Below are 19398 nucleotides of genomic sequence, written 5' to 3'. Positions count from 1 at the left end.
CCTCCATCAGGGGTGATCAAACAAGGCCAGGGAAAGGCGTTCGGAATCGTCCAGGTACTGGCTCATCGCCTCCTGCGCAGCCGCTTTGTTGCCGCACGTCAGCAACGCATAGATCTCCTGGTCGCGCTCCAGCCAGGGCGACTGGAAACGCTGCTCATCGGGTGCCGCGCAAAACACCAGCCGCAGTTGAGCTATGACCTGGGCGAAAAACTCATCAAACAGTGGGCTGCGCATCAACCCGACAATCCGTTGGTGGAACGTCAGGCTGTGAGTCGCCACTGCGCGCCAGTCCTCGCGCTCCCTGGCCAGGGAGGTGGCTTCGATTGCGTTTTGCATGTGCTCGGACTGAGCATCCGTCAGCCCACCGCTCTGGGCGATAGCCTGCAATTCGAGGGTTCGGCGTACAACGAACAGGTCACGCACCTCATCTCGATCCAGCCGCCGCACCACCACGCCTTTGTTGCGCACATAACGGGTAAGCCCTTCCTGCCCCAAACGGTGCAAGGCCTCGCGAATGGTATTGCGCGATGCGTTATAAATTTTGACCAGGTCCACCTCGACCAACGCCATGCCGGGCAACAGCCGCCCGCCAATGATGTCGGCACGCAGTTCAAGTGCAATCTGATCCGCCAGAGACAAGCTGAGCGTCATCATCACCTCACGATTGTTGAACAATCCCTGAACCAGATGTAATCACTTTTCATGCCAGTACCGCTGAACGATGTGTGGATGGGTAAAAAAGCTTAACTCCGTTAACATGCCCGCTCGTCCACGAGGCCGCCCATGCGTTATTCAGCAGACCATAAAGCCCAGACCCATCAACGCATCATCAAGGAAGCCTCAGTGCGCTTTCGCCGCGACGGCATCAGCGCGACCGGCCTGCAACCCCTGATGAAAGCACTCAATCTGACGCACGGTGGCTTTTACGCGCATTTCAAATCCAAGGATGATCTGGTGGAAAAGGCCCTGCAGGCTGCCGCTGCAGAACTGGATGCACATTGCGAAACTCTGTTCAGCCAGGAGCGGCCGCTGGATGCATTCATAGACAACTATCTGTCTGACTGGCACCAGACCTCTCCCGCTGAAGGCTGCCCGCTGCCGACCATGTCTTCGGAATTGGGCCAGAGGGGAAAGCAGAGTCCGACCACGGATGCTGTGCTTGAAGCGCGATTGAGGCAGGTTGAATCAACGTTGGATCACGCGAATGCCGACGAACGAAGCCTGGTACTGATGTCGACGTTGGTAGGGGCATTGGTGCTGGCCAGGAGCGTAGAGAGCCAGTCATTGGCAACGCGGATCATGAAAGTCGTGCGCGAGAACTTGAAAGATCAGATCTCAGACAAAGAAAAGGCCGGTCAATGACCGGCCTCTTGGGCAACGTTTACAGACTCAATTAATAGCCAGCCTGTCGCGGTTTTTCTCCAGCAATGCCTTACCGATGCCTTTGACTTCCAGCAACTCGTCTACTGCAGTGAAAGGCCCATTGCTGTCGCGATAGGCGACAATCGCCTTGGCCTTGGCGGCACCAATGCCGAACAGATCGCGGCGCAGGACTTCGGCGTCGGCGGTGTTGAGATTGACCTTGGTCGTTTCTTCAACTTTCGCCATCTGGGCGACGATGGGCGTAGGGGCTTCGGGTTTGGCGGATGGGGCTGCGATGGTGGCGACGGAGACACTCGCGAGGAAGGCAAAGATCAGGGAAGAGATATAGGTGTTTTGCATAGGTGACGCTCCATGACATCGGTAGAAGAAAAGCAGCTTTTCCGAAGCTGCCTTTCTAACTTAGGTGATGTTTGGAGGGAGTCAAAAGTGAGTCAGTTACAGCGTGTGTTTTTCTATTCCGGCAGAACGACTCACTCGTAGATTTGTAACGTTTAAACTCATGGTTCAAGCCGACGCTGCTGATATATCCAGTCAACAATTTCCCCATCCGGCGTATAACCACTGACGGTGTCGCGCAACAACTGGCGAACCCGGCTGAAATCGTCCTGATCAATTGCGGCAAGTAGCTCAGAAAGCTTGACCTTCAACACTTCCCACGGCAGGTAGTCCTCGTTAGCGCTCATGATCATCGGATGTTGTGTTGCAACAACATTGTCCCCGATAAGCAACTCTTCATATAACTTCTCGCCCGGGCGCAAACCGGAAAACTCAATGGCAATATCGCCGTGAGGATTTTTGTCGGACCGCACACTCAGCCCTGAGAGATGGATCATTTTTTCAGCCAGTTCGACAATCTTGACGGGCTCACCCATGTCCAGCACGAACACATCTCCGCCAAGCCCCATGGAACCCGCTTGAATGACCAACTGAGCCGCTTCAGGAATGGTCATGAAGTAACGGGTGATCTTCGGGTGCGTGACCGTCAGCGGTCCGCCAGACTTTATCTGCTTGTGAAACAGCGGGATCACCGAACCGGAGGAGCCTAATACATTGCCAAATCGAACCATCGTAAAACGGGTTTTATTCACCCGCGACACGTTGGTTTTGTCCCCAAACAGCACGGGCGCAGGTTCGCGGCTCAATGCCTGCAGGGTCAACTCGGCAAGACGCTTGGTGCTGCCCATCACGTTTGTTGGACGCACGGCCTTGTCGGTGGAAATCAACACAAAATTCGATGCGCCCGCTTGAACCGCCGCCTGCGCCGCGTTCAGCGTGCCGATGACATTGTTCAGCACACCCTCTGCGATGTTGTGCTCGACAATGGGTACATGCTTATAGGCGGCAGCGTGGTAAACGGTATCGACCCGCCAGGCCTTCATGACATCCAGCAGCTTTGACGGGTCCCGCACTGAACCCAGGATAGGCAGCAGTTTTACCGGTAACGATTTACGAGTAATACGCTGTTCCAATTCTGAAAGAATACTGTAGAGATTGAACTCGCTGTGCTCAAACAAGAGCAAGGTTTTAGGTTTAAGCTCCAGAATTTGCCGACAGAGCTCTGAACCGATCGAGCCACCCGCCCCCGTGACCAGGACACTCTGCCCCTTGATGCAATGCTCAAGCAGATCGCCTTGCGCAGGCACCGAATCACGTCCCAGCAAGTCCGCAATATCGACCTCTTGAATATCGTCAACCTTGACCCGTCCACTGGCCAGGTCCATAAAACCCGGGACGCTACGAACGTGTAGCGGAAAACCTTCGAGAAAACCGAGAATCTCCCGGCGCCGCCCGCGATTGGAGGACGGGATTGCCAAGAGAATTTCCTGTGCTCCCGTAGCGTCGATCATCCTCTGGATATGCTTGGGCTTATAGACCTGGAGGCCCGAGATGACACGGTCCGAAATAGACGCGTCATCGTCAATGAACGCAACCGGGCGCATCACTCGGCCCATGCGAAGCGCTGCCACCAGCTGATTCCCCGCCGCACCGGCGCCATAGATGGCAACACGTGAAAGACCATCGTCACGGCTGGTAAACGGGACGTGTTGGGCAGCGGCAAACCAATCGCCTAAAAAGTACTGACGCATGGTCAAACGCAAGCCACCGACCATGATCAAACTCAACCACCAATAGTTGAAAATGATCGACCGGGGCACCACGTTCTGATGGTTGCTATACCAATAAACGACCACACCCAGGATTAAAGAAGAAAGGCTGACCGCCTTGATAATTGCGACCAACGCATCGTTGCCAAAATAACGCATGACAGCGCGGTACATACCGAAGCGAATGAACAGAGGTATCGCAACCACCGGAGCCGCCAGGAACAACCACAAGTGCATTTTGACCGGGTTGATCATCTCGTCGATTCCGAGACGGACTAAAAACGCCATCCACAGTGCCAAAAATACGAGTATGACGTCCGCCAATACTTGAATCAGTCGTTTTTGATGACGAGGCAATTTCAATAGCCACGTACGCAACCGGTTTATCATGATTCACCTATCGCCTATGCGTCAGATCAAAAAAATTTCTTGATCGCATTACAACGCAGAACAAAAAACATACTTTGTATAATCAACCTGAATCGGCCAATCAAACACTTGCTACGGTATTAATGTGAAACACCATCACGTTTGATGACCTTCAAGGCTGTTAAAAACAAGATTTTTAGGTCGAAAAGAACACTCATGTTTTTCGCGTAAAAAGCATCATAGCCAACCTTAACCGGTATGGGCAACTCGTCACGGCCGTTGACCTGCGCCCATCCCGTAAGACCTGGACGGATAAGGTGTACGCCTTGCTCGGTGCGCAGCTCAACCAGATCGGCCTGATTAAAAAGCGCGGGTCTGGGTCCTACAAAACTCATATCACCTGCGATGATACTCCACAGCTGAGGCAATTCATCCAGGCTGGACTTTCTTAGAAAGTTGCCAATAGGCGTCAAGTATTTAGACGGGTCGAGCAGCAAATGCGTGGCCACAGCAGGCGTACCAATACGCATCGAGCGAAACTTTGGCATCCTGAACAATACGTTGTTCACCCCTACGCGGTCAGACCAATACAGTGCGGGTCCTTTTGACGTCAATTTAACCGCCACCGTAACAAGCAAGATCGGGATCAAGAGTATGAGCAAGGCAAAGAGGCTCAGTACTAGATCAAAAAAACGCTTCATGTTTCCACCAACCTTTCAATTCACAACCGTTTAGACGAATATTTAGCGAACTTTCCTGAATATTTGGCGATTGAAACGGACAACCAGGACGCCAGCGCTTTTTTGCGCAGAATACAAGGGTGTTCTATCAAATGCCACGACAGGACAGCCGGAACCAGTGCAACGGGAAGCGCCACGAAAATCATTTCAAAAGGCGATATTCCTTTCCACGTGTGCGCAAGGATCTCCTGGGTAGGAAAAGCATATATGTACAGACCGTAAGAGTAATCCCCGAGCTTATTGTATTGGCGTGCGAGCCACTGGGTGTTGAAGGCAACGAAAAAGACGGAATAACTCCATGCGATCACGAACACTTCTACGAACAAAGGGGACTTGTAGGAACACAGCGCGGCCAACCAGCTGAGGGTTAACATCCAGACGCTCAGCTGAACCTTGGTTCGGTAGGCATAAAATACCATGCCAATAACAAACGCAAAGCTCCACTGCACCCACGTGCGAAACTGAAAACCTGCAATCAAGTATTCATTTTTTTGCAACAGGTTAAATACTGCATAAAACACAAAATACAGCACGAAAAATATCGAAACCCGGCGAGTATGTGTCAAACAACCGATAACACCGAGCGCGAACACCATCGCGTACAGCAGCACCTCATAATACAACGTCCATAACGAACCATTGATTCCGGGGTAGGGATTGTCCTGAAACAAGCCTGGCAACTGAAAGTGAATATCCTTCAGCTTCAGATTTCCTGTGATGTATTTATGTACTTCTTTAGAAGAAAAATAATCGTGCACGCTAAAATCGGTGAACAACGGACCGATTACCCAAGCACTTAATACCAAGACCACCAACAGCGCAGGGTACAACCTTAAAAACCTGGCCACGACAAAATCAATCTTTGTCTTGGACCGCTCATAACTCAGCGATATGAAAAATCCGGATATGCAAAAAAAAGTGAATACGCCCAAGCCGCCGAGTGTTATTCCGAGCTGAGCCATCAACGGCTCAACTTCGGTAGCGCCTCGGGATAGCGGAAACGAATGTGACACCAACACGAAAAATGCCGCAACCATCCGGATAAAATTGAAATTATTATCTCTGGACTTAAGCAGCTCAGCCAAATTACCCATGCGACGGTCCGCTCTGTTTTTCTTGATAATGCCGAGCCGTGATTGCAAAAGCCTCGTCAATACTGACTGGAGGTGTCCAGTCTAAACATTCCCGCGTGTCCGTGATATCGACCTGAAGCGAACCACACAACCGTTGCAAAAACTCTTTCTTGCCGACTAACGCTGCTGCAACATTCAACAACGCATAAGGAAAAGCAAAAACATAGGATGGCTTGTTCATTGCCACGGCAAGCTTTTTCAGAATCTGTCCAATAGACAGATCGTGGCCATCGCTTACCAGGAACACACGGTTCGCCGCGGCAGGATGTTTGATGCACACGCAAATCAGATCGACCAAATTATCAATGAAGACGAGGCTTCTTCGGTTATCAATCGTGCGAAAAGGAAGTGGCAGCTTCCTGTTAACGACAGAAAGCATTCGTTCAAAATTGGCTTTCACGCCTGGCCCATAGACCAGGACAGGCCGAATGATGACGACATCCATTGAGGTGTGACGCGCCAGCTCTAAAAGCGCTTGCTCTGCCTCCAGCTTGGACACTCCATAATCGTCGAGCGGCGCAGGGGCATCCTTTGACGTAAACGCACGGCCAGCGCTGGTTTCTTCACCATTGACTTTAACCGAGCTTATATAAATGAATCTCTGCACGCCGGCGTCAGCTGCTTGCCGAGCCAGATTGAGCGTAGCGTTCACATTAACTTCCCGAAACGCCTGCAACGGATTGCTATGGGTTTCGTTCATGATGTGCGCTCGACCGGCAGAGTGAATGACTACGTCAACATCCGACAGTGGCGCTGTCCAGTCAATGTCCCCGGTCAACGACTCAATAACAAAATCCTGCACGCCAGGGCGCGGCGAAGTGTCCGTCTTGCGGGTTACATTCACCACTTGATACTGAGCCTTAACCAGCGCATCCAGCACTGAGCGCCCTACAAAACCCGTTCCGCCTGTAAGAAGCACTGTGGGCGCGCCTGCAGCGGAACCAACGCTAATTTCATCCAACACTGTTAAGTCCTCTCAGATGAAAGAAGCGTTTTAAATAACTTGTCGTATTGAGAGGAGACGCCTTCCCAACGATAACGACGCACCGCAATCTCATGCATTTTTACGCCCAGCGCAGCGCGCTCGGTTTCATTTGCAAAAAGACGTGACGCGCAATCGACCAGTGCCTCGCTGGACGAAAAAAACTTTGCACCGTCCTCGGTAGACGCACGATTGAAAGACACGTCGAATGCAATCACAGGCAAGCTCAGCCACATGGCCTCAACCAAAGACGGGTTGGTGCCACCCGCACTATGACCGTGAATGTAGACGGTCGCGTTACTGCGCAGCGGGCTCAGTTCCTCACTTTTGTAGATAGGATCCAATAAGTGAAGATTCCCAACGCTCGCGTATTTATCCTGCAGCGCTACACCGTATTCGCTTTGTTTCCAGTTCCCCACAATCACCAACGGCAAGCAACCCATACTGAAGGCCTCGAGAATAATATGAATATTATTCTCCGGCTCGATCCTACAGACTGAGAATGCGTAAGGCTTACGAAGGAATGGATAATGCTCAAAGTCCGCCTCTCCCAGTGCACTGGTAGCCGCCTGATCGCCGCCGTAGGCAATGAGAGTACTTTCACGTGAATACTCATCGCGGACATAGTCCTGAAGCACTTTATTATCGGTAACAATCGCATCGGCGTATTTAACTGCCATGGCTTCTGAAAATTTCAGGAATTTCTTCGCCAGGGTCGACCACTTGGCGCGCTTCCACTCGTATCCGTCAATATTGACTACAATCTTTTTCTTGGTAAGCAGCTTTAAAAAAGGAAGCGCAATACAACCCGAAACGCCCAGCAACACCAAAATATCATTCTTTCGGTAGGCATGTAACATACTGACAATATCGTAAGGAATACTTTGCACGCCGTTAGCTTTTAACGGAAGGTAAATCAAATCGGCATTGCGATACTTTGCAGGCCGCGTTGGATATGACGTTGCGCTGCAATAGACCGAGATCCCGTATTCACGATCCAGGTAAGTGACCAATTGCTCCGATAACGTTTCCCACCCACCATACTGGGCTGGGAGACCGACCGTGCCGATCACTGCTATCTTAAACTCCATTAAACACCTCAATCACGTCACTTTCAAAGTTATCAACTGAGAAACTAAGTGACTTCACTCTCGCAGCCTCAGACAAGCGAAAGCACACCTCAGGATTTTTATGAAGAAACGCCAGTTTGGCGGCTATGTCCTCCACACGATTTGAATCAATGAGATAACCTTCCTTATCCTCCGATACCAGTTCGACAGGTCCACCTACCGGAGGAACAATACAGGGTACGCCAAAGGAAAGCGCCTCGAGAATCGTCAAGCCAAACGTTTCCACCCACTCCTGCGGCTTCGAAAGGCTCAGTAAAACACTCGCTCTCTGATAATAAGGAATCACATCCTTGCACCGGGAAATAATAGTCAAGTTATAAGGCAACGTGACCGTCGAAAAAAAATCGTCCACTTCAGAATCGCTGGCACCGAGCACCAGACTGAATTCAATATCCTTTTGATCGTTTAACAGATCAGCTATACGTACGAACTCATTCACACCTTTATAAGACTTTAAGGAACAGATCATCAGCACGCGGAATTTATTACCCGACGCGTAGGGATATACGTGACTCGCACCACTACTCGCCATATCCTGTGGAACCGAATTATAAATCACACGGCTTTCTATGCTTGAAAAACATTCAGCCTTGGCTAGAAAGCGCGAGACGAAAATATTTCTGCTGGAGCACCTTTCAACCATCCACCGCAAAAACAGCTTTAGTGGTTTAGGGCGGATTGAGGTTTCATGAATATGATAAATAACCTGTATGCCGAGCAATCTCCCTGCTAACGCCGCGCCGAAGGGAAGTAGCGTATTGACATAGAAAATCGCAGAGGCGTGACGATAGCGTAATAATTTTATAAACAGAATCAACTGCGAAAGACTATAACTCAACAGCGTCAAATACTTATTTTCAAATCTTTTATAAAAATAACGCTTTTGTACGCATGGCGCTAAGGAGAGAAAACCACCTTCCGCGCCTCCTCCCACATACAATTCGGCCTCGAAGCCTTTCTTTGCCACTGCCTCAATAACCTGCAAAAGAACCTTCGGGCTCCCGCTATAGTCATTCAATAAGTGGAAAAATATAATTTTTTTCACTGCAAGTCCTTTAGCTGCGTTCTTTTATACGCTTTGCCGGAACGCCCGCGTATATGGAATTGGCAGCGTATCGTCCAGCCTTCAAAACTGCTCCTGCGGCTACAACGCACCCGTCCTCAAGTACAACACCATCCAGAACAGTCACTTTAGCCCCTATCCAACAATTATTGCCGATGTGGATCCCTTCATTGTTAACGCCCTGAAGGCGAATAGGTAGTGTGGGATCAGAAAAATTATGATTCTCCGAATGGAATGAAACATAATTCCCGATGATTGTGTCACTTCCTATAGTAACGCCCCCGGCGCAACCCAAAAAACTACCGCTGCCGATGCCTACATCATTGCCTACCGAGAGCCCTTCGCCTAATTGAGTCAAACTACCCGTGCACTCGATGGTAACATTTTTCTTTAAGGAAACCCCCCGCCCAAAGACAATGCCCTTGACCGCCAATGCGTCGATAAAGCATCCATCGTCAATGACCAAGCCTTTACCTGCAGTGATCATTGATCGGGCCTTTAAAGTGACGCCTTTTCCTACAAGAATAACTGACAACCTCCTGAATTTTAAAAACCCGTTAAATGCCATTAGCGCTTTTGAAACAACGAAATTCAAAAGATAGGCATCAGAAATACGCTTGTCAATTTTGATGCCACGCTTTCTCACTCTAAAAGAAAGAAATTCAACTAATTCTATCAGCATTATTTTTTCCTTTAAACGACGAATAGTAGGAATGGAAAAATCCTGCGTTCTTATACGAGAAGCTCTTTCTTAACGATGAGACAAGCAAATAGGCCTCCATGACACAACGAAAGAGGTAACCCTTATGCTCAAAGATGACGCGCAGCCCCCGGATCATTTCTTGAAAGCGAAAAATGGCTCGTTCAGCGCTGTCCGATGTATGTTCGGAAAGGTCGTGCTGCAGGCAAGTGTCCAACACATAAAAATGAGGATAAAAGGATTCGTACCTTACAAAGAATGCGGTATCCGTCGCGTAAAACTTAAGACGCTCATCAAACAGCGGCGACATTTTTTCGTAACAAGACTTATTGAAAATCACACCACTATTGATAGCCAACTTATTACGTGATGAATTAATGCCACTGTCAACGTGGTGGGACAATCGGCCGAAGAACCAGAAGCGTAGTCCCGGACTTACCAATTTCTCTCTTGAATAAATTTTTGGCAACATGACGCCAAACAAATCAACTGCCGACGCGGCTTCATATTCAAGCGCTCGGGAAATCGCCTCAACATAATTCTGGCTTGAATAATCCGTATCATCATCCGAGATCATGAAATGCGTTGCGCCCCCTGCAAAAGCTATGTCCGCAACGCGATTATAAATATAAGCCAAACCGTTATTATCACCCTCAAACCACGTCAAATTTTCGCTCGACAACGCCGGCGAGCATTGAGGCGTATTATTCCACACGAAAAATTCAACGCTGATACCTTGCGCATCGAAGATGTCGACATTACTCAATAATGTTGTGATGGCAGCAGATTCTTTATAATGCCTTTTATAAAGAACGATCAATATCGAAATCTTAGTTTGCACGATATTTCGACTCATACATCACCACCACTGTAATTGACGCGAACAGGTACAGCACTACACTATTTGTATATGACTGAAAGAAAAAGCTGCTAAGGAAAAAAGGGTAGCTGATTACCATATAATCAGCCACTCCCCTGATAAATACATTCCCCCCGATACGCAGCTGTTGAGTAGCGATGACAATCTTGCTATAGAAACAGATCAACCCGAGCATTAAAGCAACGCCCAGATAACCAGAGGACGCCAGCAGATTCAACCACAGCGAGTCAAACCAATATGTCTGACCTGGCCCAATAGCCCCGAAACCAAGACCCAATGGCATTGTATTGAGCGATTCAAGTACCACCGACCACTGCCGAACCCTGTCAAGAGCGGAGAGATCCTCTGTATATCCGAGTGCCAGGTATAGAAAAATAGATCCCGTCACGCAAATAAAATAACTGTATCCTAGAAGCCCGATAAAAATGCTTCGATGTAATAACTGTAACACTGCCAGGAAAAAAACAGCTGAAACCATACCGATAGCTGCCGTCCTCACCGAACCATAAATAATCAGCACAGTGGAAAACAGGGCCACCAGCAGATACAGGAAAAAGCTTCGATCATAGGTCCTCTTCCTGAAGACTTGCACAAGCAGGCAACACGCAAAGAGCGTGGTGTTCAAAATAAAGGCCGAAAACTCAAGGGTGCCCGTAAAGAAACCTGACATCCTCGGATTTCCATCTCTCATCGAATTATAGATCTCCAGTTCGAAACCTTTCTCGGACAGTAGAGGCCAATACCAGAATTGTCCCGCATCGCTGATTGTCAGGTATTGATAAATAGCATATGCGCCTGAGACAAAAGTCATTACGACGAGCGTGGAAAATATAATACGCAACTTTGTTTCAAGCGCCAGACCCAGGCACACTGCATTGATCATCAGCGCAAAGAGAATCGGCATGGCGAATGATCGAAATATTCGGAACGATGCTTCGGAAAACTCGCCGCAGATGCAATAAAATATTACAAAAAACAGGATGGCCAGAAGCTGTTCTTTATACCGCCGAGGAATCGTATACCGGGTTCCCACTTGGAAAAAAGTGATTAGCACAGTGAGAAGAACATACGCTAGCACAATACCTTCGCGCCAGGCTCCAACGACACTAGGGGCGTGAAGCGTTAAAATGACGTAGTCCGAGAGTATGAGCATTATCAGAAGTAAGCGTAGACCTAACGCCCTCATGCTTTACCCGTCCGGTTTTCTTTAAAGCGAAGTTCGTTGATTTTCAAACGCGCCAGCTTAAGGGCTACTTTGATTTTTTGCGTGGCGCTGAGTTCGAGAAATAGAGCACGCATAAATTTTTTATCAAATTCAATTAATCTGGAAACGACCTCCGGCGGAATTGCCGACGTTATTTTTCCCGGCTGCTCGTAGACGCTAATATCTCCCGTCCACGCCACGTGCTTCTCCATCTCGTTGGCACACATGATATCTTCGTAGAGACAAGCCAGATAGCGGGACTTAACTGCCTCATACCCGTTAACAGCCAGCACTGACGCAATAACAGCTCTATCATTGCTCCCCTGAAAAATGCTGTTAATAAACGCCTCTACACTGTCACGCTTCAAATTATCGGCCGGTGAATAACCTTGTATAGGCGCGCGTAACCCGACACAACGGCGGCCATTGAAGAGTTGCTCCGCAAAGGCAGTTCCGCCCGGCGTGGGGTAACTGTCGACGTAAAAATCTGCGCGCTCCAAGAGTGCCAGGTAGCTTTCGTAAGGCAACGAGGAAACTACTTTAAACCTATTCCAATACCGCAATTTTATTGGCCACCACCACGTATTGGTAAGCGGGTTGGCGCCGACGACCCAGAAGGTTGAGTGTTTAAACTCAGCTAGCACTTTGCGTATGGCTGGCCTGAGATCATAGCCTTTGACCGGTTTAAACTTGAAGGGCGACGCCGCACTGAAAAAGTTTAATGTGCTATTTTTATTGGGCAGGCTGTGATGCTTTGATAACAACTTACTAGTCAACGGAATCCCTAGAAAAGACTTGCTTCCAGAGATCGTTTTCTTCAGGTCTCGACGACGGCCAAACGTGCTCAGTTCAAAGTATATATCTGCTACCGAACTGCCGTAAGTAAACACATGATCAGCATGGTTTACGAAATAGATCTTCGTCGTGCTGACAGTCTTTAGAATCTTGCATGCGATGACAGAAACCATATCATCTGGGTGAATATGCAACACCACTCTTTTATAAGGTTTTAGGCATTGAATAATTTCAGCAATTTTCTCGATGGGTGTGTAAGCACTGATCAGGGTGCTTTCGGAAAAAAAACCTCGGGTTCGCTCAATCGCACGCTCGGCACTTTTACGCGTTATCAGCAGAGCAGGCTTTTCCGTATGCATTGTCGAAAGCTGTTCCATAAGCCGCGTGTGCCCACCAATGAGATACGGCTCAGAGATCAGATGGATACAATCCTTCAACGGCGAGTGAATTTCGCCAACTGACAATACACTCATGCATCGAGCAGTTAATATTTCCTCCAGTTCGGGATCGTCGTAAATACCTTTATCAACCGCCCACAATATTGCCCCATACACCTCCGCTAAATCGACGCTCTTGTTAACGTCTTTTTGCATTAGAATTAAATCGCGGATTGAAGATAGCAAGCGACTCATGGGCAAAACATCCTCATCCTGCGTTATTTTTATTTAATTTTCTATAAATAAGAAAGTACATGACTATCAAATACATACCGTAATTAGCTGCGTGAGCCCACGTAACACCCACCGGACCGCCCACTTTCGTCAGCAACACCGTAAACACGTAAAAACTGAGTGCAAAAAATATCTCTGTGAGAATATACATTTTAACCATTGCCTTACCCAGCATCAGGTAAGCAAGTATCCAGCTGGCAATTTTAAGCGTGTCTCCCAGCATCTGCCATGCGAAAAAATCCCGCATCGGACTGAACGCTTGGGTGAAAAGCAAGCCGATAATAAAATCCCTCAAGCTATAGATCACCACCCCACAGACCATCGCGACAGGAAGAATCAGTTTATAACCTTGAAGAATCTCTCTCTTGATATCCAGCGGATTGACCAGCTCTGACAACTTGGGTAAAAAATACAAGCCCAGCGTTGTAGTCACTAACAGAAGATAAGCGGTACTCAGACGCCACATGGCCTCCCAATACCCGGCGGTTTCCCAGCCGAACTCCGCACCTAGATAATTACGCACCAGGATATGGCTAACGGGCACGCATGCAGCAGTCGTGAGCGCCATCGCCGTGAACTTTGTCAGGTTGATCGCAATTTGCCTGTCTAACTTGCCGAGCAGACTGGAAAATCGGAACCATTCGGTTTTGTAACACAGCAGGCATGTCACGAAGAAAGCGATAGACTGATACAGCACCAATGAAATCAGCGCACCATATAGACCAAACTGCCTCACCATAATGATAATGACTAGTAGAGAAAGGAGACTTCCACCAATATTAGCCAGTATGTATCGATTAATTTCTTTTTTGCCATTGAGGATCGCAAGCAGCAATGTATTAAATGAAAAGAATATGACGGTGGCTGCGCACCAGACAAATACGCTATATAAGGCCTCATCATTAAAACACCACACAGCCAACGGCTTGCTGAATATAACGATAAGCACCGATGTCAATACAGATCCTATACAGGCAATCGTACCCGCCGTGCGCCATACCCGGCGCTGCGCATCTTCATCATTTTGATATTCAGCAGTGTACTTCGTAACACCAGTACTGATGGCCCCTGTCGAGAACGTCGTTACCATCTGCACGGCGTTCTGAAACTGCCCTAAGGCAGCGTAGCCCGATGGACCTACATAGATGGCCAACATTTTATTGATGCCCAGCAAGGTGAGCATCTTGATAACGACCGCGATACCGTTGAGGAAGCTTGTTCTGAGCAGCGTCATATTCAGGCGTCTATAGAGAAAGCGTTGCAGGCCTCAATGACACTGTGAACTTCTGAATCGGTCATGATCGGGCTCATCGGCAGGCTCAATACCTCGCTGTGGATGCGCTCCGTAACAGGAAGCGACTGGTTATAAAAATCGGCGCTCGCATAGGCCTGTTGCTGATGAGGCGGAATCGGATAGTGAATTAATGTTTGAATACCCGACGCGTTGAGATGACGTACCAGTTTTTCCCGAACCTCGGAGCGCACCACGAACAGATGCCAGACGTGGGAAAAATGTTTCATTACATCGACGTCGCTGCCCAAGGGCAGTTTAATCAAGGGATTTTTAATTCCATTCATATAAAGGCTTGCCACACGACGACGAGCCTCTGTCTGTGCCTGCAGGTACTTGAGCTTGACGCTCAACATTGCGGCTTGAATCTCATCCAGACGGCTATTTACGCCTTGCACCAAATTCTTATACTTTTCGTGTGAGCCGTAGTTTCGCAGAGCCTGAATCATGTTCACCAACTCAGCATCGTTGGACGTGATCGAGCCTGCGTCACCCAACGCTCCGAGGTTTTTACCTGGGTAGAAACTGAAACCGGACGCATCCCCCCAGTTGCCGGCACTTCTGCCGTCGATCTGCGCACCATGAGCCTGGGCACAGTCCTCGAGTACCAGTAGATTCTCACGCTTGGCAATCGTATTGATTGCGCGCATATCGGCCAGTTGCCCATAGAGATGGACCGGCAGGATCAACCGAGTTTTGGTCGTCAGCGCACGCTCGAGATTCTCAGGACAAAGATTGTAGGTACTTTCGTCAGGCTCGACCAAAACCGGCTTCAGGTTGTTTTCCGTTACAGCCAGTAGCGTTGCGATGTAGGTGTTGGCCGGAACAATGACTTCATCGCCATCCTTGAGCTTTCCCAGCTCTTTCCAGGCACGAATAGTCAGTGTCAGAGCATCAAGGCCGTTGGCAACGCCGACGGTGTGGCTGGCGCCGGTATAAATGGAAAACTCTTCCTCGAAGCGCTTGAGGAACTCACCCTGAATGTACCAGCCCGAGTCGATGACACGTGTGGCCGCCTCGACGAGCTCTTCACGGAGAGCCTTGTTCAATGACTTTAGATCGAGAAATTGAATCATCAAAAATACCTGACGTAGGTGCTTCGTTATTAGGTGCGTGAAGGCACAGAAGGTCTCTGCACCACCACAAATTCATGCCCTCTTTGATCCGACTAGGATCGGAAATCCGGGCTGCGATACCTGATCTCTCCAAAGCGTCACGCTTGATCGATCGGATCCGCAAAACTTTCCGTCTTTAACTGGGCGCGTATGTGTTAACAAAACGCTGGGGCGTTGATGATACAGCGCCTATTCTCTAATTCAACAAAACTGAATGATGAAAAAGCGACTAATGCTGAAAGAGTTGCCCACAATGGTACTGATCTGCCACACCCCATTAGTGCGCAACCAATTAAATAGCTCGCTAACTTATTAGGTGTATAAGACTTTCAACAGCTTTCAATAATGAGCCTACAGAAAATACGCACACCAAACGGCGCGCTCGCCGAGTCTTCGCTCCAGACGCCTGCTCCTTTGCCCGTTGCTCGATCGAAGGCGGTGGATTCGTTAATCGTTCCAGAGCAATAGTCGCTACTTGCTTCGTATTCAAGGGCGATCACAAGGAATACTGGCGACCGCAGATGCTGCCATCCGAGACACTAGCGACCGAGATTTTCTTTGAGGTAAACGAGTTGAAGCTGCGCAGAGGGCAGTTTTGCAAGAAGAGTGTAGAGGTTTTTCACTTCCAGGCGTTGTTACACTATCTATGACCTGGTGCTTCTACCAAATGAGGGTGCGCTATGCGCCATCTTTCAGCAGCATGTCCCGCTCACCCTGAATCTAACGCCTAACAGGTCAGACATATGTGTAGTACATATCCGAGTAATCAGAGTGCGGTGCACTGAATACTCAAAGAAGAAGCATTAGAATGGCTAATACCTCAAGATATTTAACTACAGCACTACAGACCCGTAAGCCCACGTGATAGAGCTCTAGCGGTTAGACAACGACCTCACCGCACACCTTTGGCATCAGGATAGGAGGTTAACCGCGCACTGCCGAGGTCGACCTATGGCGCCGGCTACGCGCCAGCCCAACGCCTAACAGTGGACCGATTAACATCCCGATGATCAACGCGACCACTACAAACACCGACACTGGCATCTGTACAGTCGTCCAGCCTAGGAATGAAAGGGCCACGCCCTGCTGGTTTTCCAGCACAAAGCCTAAAATTACTAACGCAACAATCAATGCCGCCAGCACCAGAACAACGCGCTTTACCCCACGCATAAACTTCTCCTACCCCAAAAAGACTCAGACGCCTTCTTCCTCGTCTTCGTTCACCCGGTCCCGCAATTCCTTTCCAGGCTTGAAGTGAGGTACAAACTTGCCATCAAGGCTGACCGACTGCCCGGTTTTTGGGTTACGGCCGACGCGCGGTGCGCGGTAATGCAAGGAGAAACTGCCAAAGCCACGGATCTCAATCCGATCCCCAGTAGCCAAACATTGGGACATTTGCTCAAGCATAGTCTTGATAGCCAGCTCTACATCCTTGGATGAAAGCAGCCCTTGATGGGTGACAATTCGTTCGATCAACTCCGACTTCGTCATATTTTTCCCTTCTTTTTCAAGCAGCTAGGAAAAGCGCTTCAAAGGTTTTAGCATGACTTGATGAATTTGAACAGCCCACTCGACAACTTATCTGCTGCACAGGCGGACTCCCGCAACATGCGCCTTTTAGCCTCAATTACAGATCACCAGCATAGTGCGAGTTACAGCGCCGGCGGGATTCCAGCCGAACGGATAGTCGCCCTCTTCGTCCTTGGCATCGCTGGATCGGGTGATGACCTTATAGCCTTGCATCTTGCATTCGCGGGCAGCGCGCTTCTCGCACTTGCTCCAATTGCCACCAAGGCCCGAGCAGTCGACCTCGATACCACTGACACCGCGCTTGACGTGAGTTTTGGCGCTGGTGGTAGAGCAGCCGGCAAGCATGACTGCGGCGAAAATTAAAATAAACTTGTTCATCGAAATCCTTATTGAAACAACATCGCTGACAACCGTGCTTTTAATAAAACTATAGCCAGTTCTGACACTGTGCTGCGCACCTTGGTTCTCGGTATTGATTCAACGAATTTCAGGCACAAAAAAGGGCGACCGAAGTCGCCCTTTTTCTATGGTCTGACAGAACTTAGTTCTGTTTTTCCATCTGTGCACGCAGCAGGTCGCCCAGAGTGGTAGGACCAGCAGAAGGCTCAGAAGAGGCCGGCTTGTCGCGCAGGCTCTGAATGGCTTCTTTCTCTTCGATCTCGTCTTTCGACTTGATGGAGAGCTGGATTACACGGCTCTTGCGGTCAACGCTGATGATCTTGGCTTCTACTTCCTGGCCTTCTTTCAGAACGTTACGTGCGTCTTCAACGCGGTCACGGCTGATTTCGGAGGCTTTCAGAGTCGCTTCGATATCGTCGGCCAGAGTGATGATGGCGCCTTTAGCGTCAACTTCTTTCACAGTGCCTTTAACGATTGCGCCTTTGTCGTTCTCTTGAACGTACTCGGAGAACGGATCGCTTTCCAGTTGCTTGATACCCAGGGAGATGCGCTCGCGCTCTGGGTCAACCGACAGGATAACGGTGTCCAGCTCGTCGCCCTTCTTGAAACGACGAACAGCTTCTTCGCCAACTTCGTTCCAGGAGATGTCGGACAGGTGAACCAGGCCGTCGATGCCGCCGTCCAGACCAATGAAGATACCGAAATCGGTGATCGACTTGATGGTGCCGGAGATTTTATCGCCCTTGTTGAACTGGCCAGAGAAATCTTCCCATGGGTTAGATTTGCACTGCTTGATGCCCAGGGAGATACGACGACGCTCTTCGTCGATGTCCAGAACCATAACTTCCACTTCGTCGCCGACTTGTACGACTTTCGAAGGGTGGATGTTTTTGTTGGTCCAGTCCATTTCGGAAACGTGTACCAGGCCTTCCACGCCTTCTTCCAGCTCTGCGAAGCAGCCGTAGTCGGTCAGGTTGGTAACACGCGCGGTTACGCGAGTGCTTTCTGGGTAACGAGCTTTGATAGCAACCCATGGATCTTCGCCCAGCTGCTTCAAGCCCAGGGAAACGCGGTTACGCTCACGATCGTACTTCAGAACCTTGACATCGATCTCGTCGCCAACGTTGACGATTTCAGAAGGATGCTTGATACGCTTCCAAGCCATGTCGGTAATGTGCAGCAGGCCATCGACGCCACCCAGATCGACGAATGCGCCGTAATCGGTGAGGTTCTTGACGATACCTTTGACTTGTTGGCCTTCCTGCAGGGATTCCAGCAGAGCTTCACGCTCGGCGGAGTTCTCTGCTTCCAGGACGCTGCGACGGGAAACGACAACGTTGTTGCGCTTCTGGTCGAGTTTGATGACCTTGAATTCGAGTTCTTTGCCTTCCAGGTGCGTGGTGTCGCGCACTGGACGAACGTCGACCAAAGAACCTGGCAGGAACGCACGGATGCCGTTAACGTCGACAGTGAAGCCGCCTTTAACCTTACCGTTGATAACGCCCTTGACCACTTCTTCAGCTGCGAAGGCTGCTTCGAGAACAATCCAGCATTCAGCGCGCTTGGCTTTTTCACGGGACAGCTTGGTTTCACCGAAACCGTCTTCAACCGAGTCCAGAGCAACGTGAACTTCGTCACCGACATTGATAGTCAGGTCACCAGCATCGTTGTAGAACTGTTCCAGCGGGATCAGAGCTTCAGACTTCAGACCAGCGTGAACGGTTACCCAGCGAGCTTGGTAATCGATATCAACGATAACACCGGTGATGATGGAGCCTGCCTGAAGGTTCAGGGTTTTTAGGCTTTCTTCAAAGAGTTCCGCAAAGCTTTCGCTCATTTTAATTCCTGTTGATAAGGGCGAAGAATACGCCCATCTCCACACCCCAGACGGTGTGGGTCAGTTTCAAT

At 49.4% G+C, this 19398-nt stretch carries 19 protein-coding genes; 1 reads left to right on the top strand and 18 read right to left on the bottom strand.

The window, feature by feature from the left end; all coding sequences use genetic code 11:
- Positions 1-6 precede the first annotated feature (6 nt).
- Complete coding sequence (locus ABWL43_RS08230) at positions 7-651, bottom strand: GntR family transcriptional regulator (RefSeq protein WP_404488378.1); 645 nt, start codon at positions 649-651, stop codon at positions 7-9.
- Positions 652-783: 132 nt separating this feature from the next.
- Here ABWL43_RS08230 and ABWL43_RS08225 point away from each other — a divergent pair, with 132 nt between their 5' ends.
- Positions 784-1362 (top strand): TetR/AcrR family transcriptional regulator, encoded by a 579-nt coding sequence (locus ABWL43_RS08225; RefSeq protein ID WP_262207606.1) that lies wholly within the window; start codon positions 784-786, stop codon positions 1360-1362.
- Between the two features lie 27 nt (positions 1363-1389).
- Here ABWL43_RS08225 and ABWL43_RS08220 read toward each other — a convergent pair whose 3' ends face one another.
- The 17 genes from ABWL43_RS08220 to rpsA form a co-directional block, all read right to left on the bottom strand.
- Positions 1390-1722 (bottom strand): ComEA family DNA-binding protein, encoded by a 333-nt coding sequence (locus ABWL43_RS08220; protein WP_404487409.1) that lies wholly within the window; start codon positions 1720-1722, stop codon positions 1390-1392.
- Positions 1723-1880: 158 nt separating this feature from the next.
- The gene (locus ABWL43_RS08215) at positions 1881-3878 is read right to left on the bottom strand and encodes a nucleoside-diphosphate sugar epimerase/dehydratase (protein WP_242193844.1); all 1998 of its coding nucleotides are present in this window, start codon (positions 3876-3878) and stop codon (positions 1881-1883) included.
- 119 nt (positions 3879-3997) lie between these two features.
- Positions 3998-4558 carry a sugar transferase gene (locus tag ABWL43_RS08210; RefSeq protein WP_262207603.1) on the bottom strand — a complete coding sequence of 187 codons (561 nt, stop codon included), beginning with the start codon at positions 4556-4558 and terminating at the stop codon, positions 3998-4000.
- Positions 4559-4578: 20 nt separating this feature from the next.
- A complete protein-coding gene (locus tag ABWL43_RS08205) occupies positions 4579-5691 on the bottom strand; it encodes an acyltransferase family protein (RefSeq protein WP_404487408.1) in 1113 nt (370 codons plus the stop codon).
- A complete protein-coding gene (locus tag ABWL43_RS08200; RefSeq protein ID WP_404487407.1) occupies positions 5684-6694 on the bottom strand; it encodes a UDP-glucose 4-epimerase family protein in 1011 nt (336 codons plus the stop codon). Before ABWL43_RS08200 ends, ABWL43_RS08205 begins: the two co-directional genes overlap by 8 nt.
- A 2-nt stretch (positions 6695-6696) precedes the next feature.
- Positions 6697-7803, bottom strand: coding sequence for a DUF1972 domain-containing protein (locus ABWL43_RS08195; protein ID WP_404487406.1), 1107 nt, complete (start codon positions 7801-7803; stop codon positions 6697-6699).
- Positions 7793-8887 carry a glycosyltransferase family 4 protein gene (locus tag ABWL43_RS08190; RefSeq protein WP_404487405.1) on the bottom strand — a complete coding sequence of 365 codons (1095 nt, stop codon included), beginning with the start codon at positions 8885-8887 and terminating at the stop codon, positions 7793-7795. Before ABWL43_RS08190 ends, ABWL43_RS08195 begins: the two co-directional genes overlap by 11 nt.
- 10 nt (positions 8888-8897) lie before the next feature.
- Positions 8898-9587, bottom strand: a complete 690-nt coding sequence (locus ABWL43_RS08185; protein WP_242193853.1) for a DapH/DapD/GlmU-related protein — start codon at positions 9585-9587, stop codon at positions 8898-8900.
- On the bottom strand, positions 9568-10461 hold the full coding sequence (locus ABWL43_RS08180; protein ID WP_404487404.1) for a hypothetical protein: 894 nt from the start codon (positions 10459-10461) through the stop codon (positions 9568-9570). The genes ABWL43_RS08185 and ABWL43_RS08180 overlap by 20 nt, the downstream gene beginning before the upstream one ends.
- A complete protein-coding gene (locus tag ABWL43_RS08175) occupies positions 10436-11389 on the bottom strand; it encodes a hypothetical protein (RefSeq protein WP_404487403.1) in 954 nt (317 codons plus the stop codon). The genes ABWL43_RS08180 and ABWL43_RS08175 overlap by 26 nt, the downstream gene beginning before the upstream one ends.
- A 278-nt stretch (positions 11390-11667) precedes the next feature.
- A complete protein-coding gene (locus ABWL43_RS08170; protein ID WP_262207595.1) occupies positions 11668-13116 on the bottom strand; it encodes a hypothetical protein in 1449 nt (482 codons plus the stop codon).
- Positions 13117-13129: 13 nt separating this feature from the next.
- Positions 13130-14389: an O-antigen translocase gene (locus ABWL43_RS08165; RefSeq protein ID WP_404487402.1), complete on the bottom strand. Its 1260-nt coding sequence runs from the start codon at positions 14387-14389 to the stop codon at positions 13130-13132.
- A gap of 2 nt (positions 14390-14391) precedes the next feature.
- Entirely contained in the window at positions 14392-15522 is a 1131-nt protein-coding gene (locus ABWL43_RS08160; RefSeq protein ID WP_404487401.1) for a DegT/DnrJ/EryC1/StrS family aminotransferase, read from the bottom strand.
- 963 nt (positions 15523-16485) lie between these two features.
- On the bottom strand, positions 16486-16731 hold the full coding sequence (locus ABWL43_RS08155) for an alkaline shock response membrane anchor protein AmaP (RefSeq protein ID WP_262207590.1): 246 nt from the start codon (positions 16729-16731) through the stop codon (positions 16486-16488).
- Between the two features lie 24 nt (positions 16732-16755).
- Positions 16756-17052 carry an integration host factor subunit beta gene (gene ihfB, locus ABWL43_RS08150; protein ID WP_003218804.1) on the bottom strand — a complete coding sequence of 99 codons (297 nt, stop codon included), beginning with the start codon at positions 17050-17052 and terminating at the stop codon, positions 16756-16758.
- Between the two features lie 132 nt (positions 17053-17184).
- Positions 17185-17469 (bottom strand): hypothetical protein, encoded by a 285-nt coding sequence (locus ABWL43_RS08145; protein WP_242193867.1) that lies wholly within the window; start codon positions 17467-17469, stop codon positions 17185-17187.
- Positions 17470-17632: 163 nt separating this feature from the next.
- Positions 17633-19327 carry a 30S ribosomal protein S1 gene (gene rpsA, locus ABWL43_RS08140; RefSeq protein ID WP_064451489.1) on the bottom strand — a complete coding sequence of 565 codons (1695 nt, stop codon included), beginning with the start codon at positions 19325-19327 and terminating at the stop codon, positions 17633-17635.
- Positions 19328-19398 lie beyond the last annotated feature (71 nt).

It is taken from the genome of Pseudomonas sp. HT11, from assembly GCF_044875395.1.
GTDB lineage: Bacteria > Pseudomonadota > Gammaproteobacteria > Pseudomonadales > Pseudomonadaceae > Aquipseudomonas.
The sequence above is the reverse complement of the archived record's forward strand: the minus strand, read 5'-3'. Positions and strand labels throughout refer to the sequence as shown.

What these genes read in the sequence shown, in the direction of transcription:
- ABWL43_RS08230 (WP_404488378.1), bottom strand. Translation starts at nt 651, where the DNA reads ATGACGCTCAGCTTGTCTCTGGCGGATCAGATTGCACTTGAACTGCGT.
- ABWL43_RS08225 (WP_262207606.1), top strand. Translation starts at nt 784, where the DNA reads ATGCGTTATTCAGCAGACCATAAAGCCCAGACCCATCAACGCATCATC.
- ABWL43_RS08220 (WP_404487409.1), bottom strand. Translation starts at nt 1,722, where the DNA reads ATGCAAAACACCTATATCTCTTCCCTGATCTTTGCCTTCCTCGCGAGT.
- ABWL43_RS08215 (WP_242193844.1), bottom strand. Translation starts at nt 3,878, where the DNA reads ATGATAAACCGGTTGCGTACGTGGCTATTGAAATTGCCTCGTCATCAA.
- ABWL43_RS08210 (WP_262207603.1), bottom strand. Translation starts at nt 4,558, where the DNA reads ATGAAGCGTTTTTTTGATCTAGTACTGAGCCTCTTTGCCTTGCTCATA.
- ABWL43_RS08205 (WP_404487408.1), bottom strand. Translation starts at nt 5,691, where the DNA reads ATGGGTAATTTGGCTGAGCTGCTTAAGTCCAGAGATAATAATTTCAAT.
- ABWL43_RS08195 (WP_404487406.1), bottom strand. Translation starts at nt 7,803, where the DNA reads ATGGAGTTTAAGATAGCAGTGATCGGCACGGTCGGTCTCCCAGCCCAG.
- ABWL43_RS08185 (WP_242193853.1), bottom strand. Translation starts at nt 9,587, where the DNA reads ATGCTGATAGAATTAGTTGAATTTCTTTCTTTTAGAGTGAGAAAGCGT.
- ABWL43_RS08180 (WP_404487404.1), bottom strand. Translation starts at nt 10,461, where the DNA reads ATGAGTCGAAATATCGTGCAAACTAAGATTTCGATATTGATCGTTCTT.
- ABWL43_RS08175 (WP_404487403.1), bottom strand. Translation starts at nt 11,389, where the DNA reads ATGCCGATTCTCTTTGCGCTGATGATCAATGCAGTGTGCCTGGGTCTG.
- ABWL43_RS08170 (WP_262207595.1), bottom strand. Translation starts at nt 13,116, where the DNA reads ATGAGTCGCTTGCTATCTTCAATCCGCGATTTAATTCTAATGCAAAAA.
- ABWL43_RS08165 (WP_404487402.1), bottom strand. Translation starts at nt 14,389, where the DNA reads ATGACGCTGCTCAGAACAAGCTTCCTCAACGGTATCGCGGTCGTTATC.
- ABWL43_RS08160 (WP_404487401.1), bottom strand. Translation starts at nt 15,522, where the DNA reads ATGATTCAATTTCTCGATCTAAAGTCATTGAACAAGGCTCTCCGTGAA.
- ABWL43_RS08155 (WP_262207590.1), bottom strand. Translation starts at nt 16,731, where the DNA reads ATGCGTGGGGTAAAGCGCGTTGTTCTGGTGCTGGCGGCATTGATTGTT.
- ihfB (WP_003218804.1), bottom strand. Translation starts at nt 17,052, where the DNA reads ATGACGAAGTCGGAGTTGATCGAACGAATTGTCACCCATCAAGGGCTG.
- ABWL43_RS08145 (WP_242193867.1), bottom strand. Translation starts at nt 17,469, where the DNA reads ATGAACAAGTTTATTTTAATTTTCGCCGCAGTCATGCTTGCCGGCTGC.
- rpsA (WP_064451489.1), bottom strand. Translation starts at nt 19,327, where the DNA reads ATGAGCGAAAGCTTTGCGGAACTCTTTGAAGAAAGCCTAAAAACCCTG.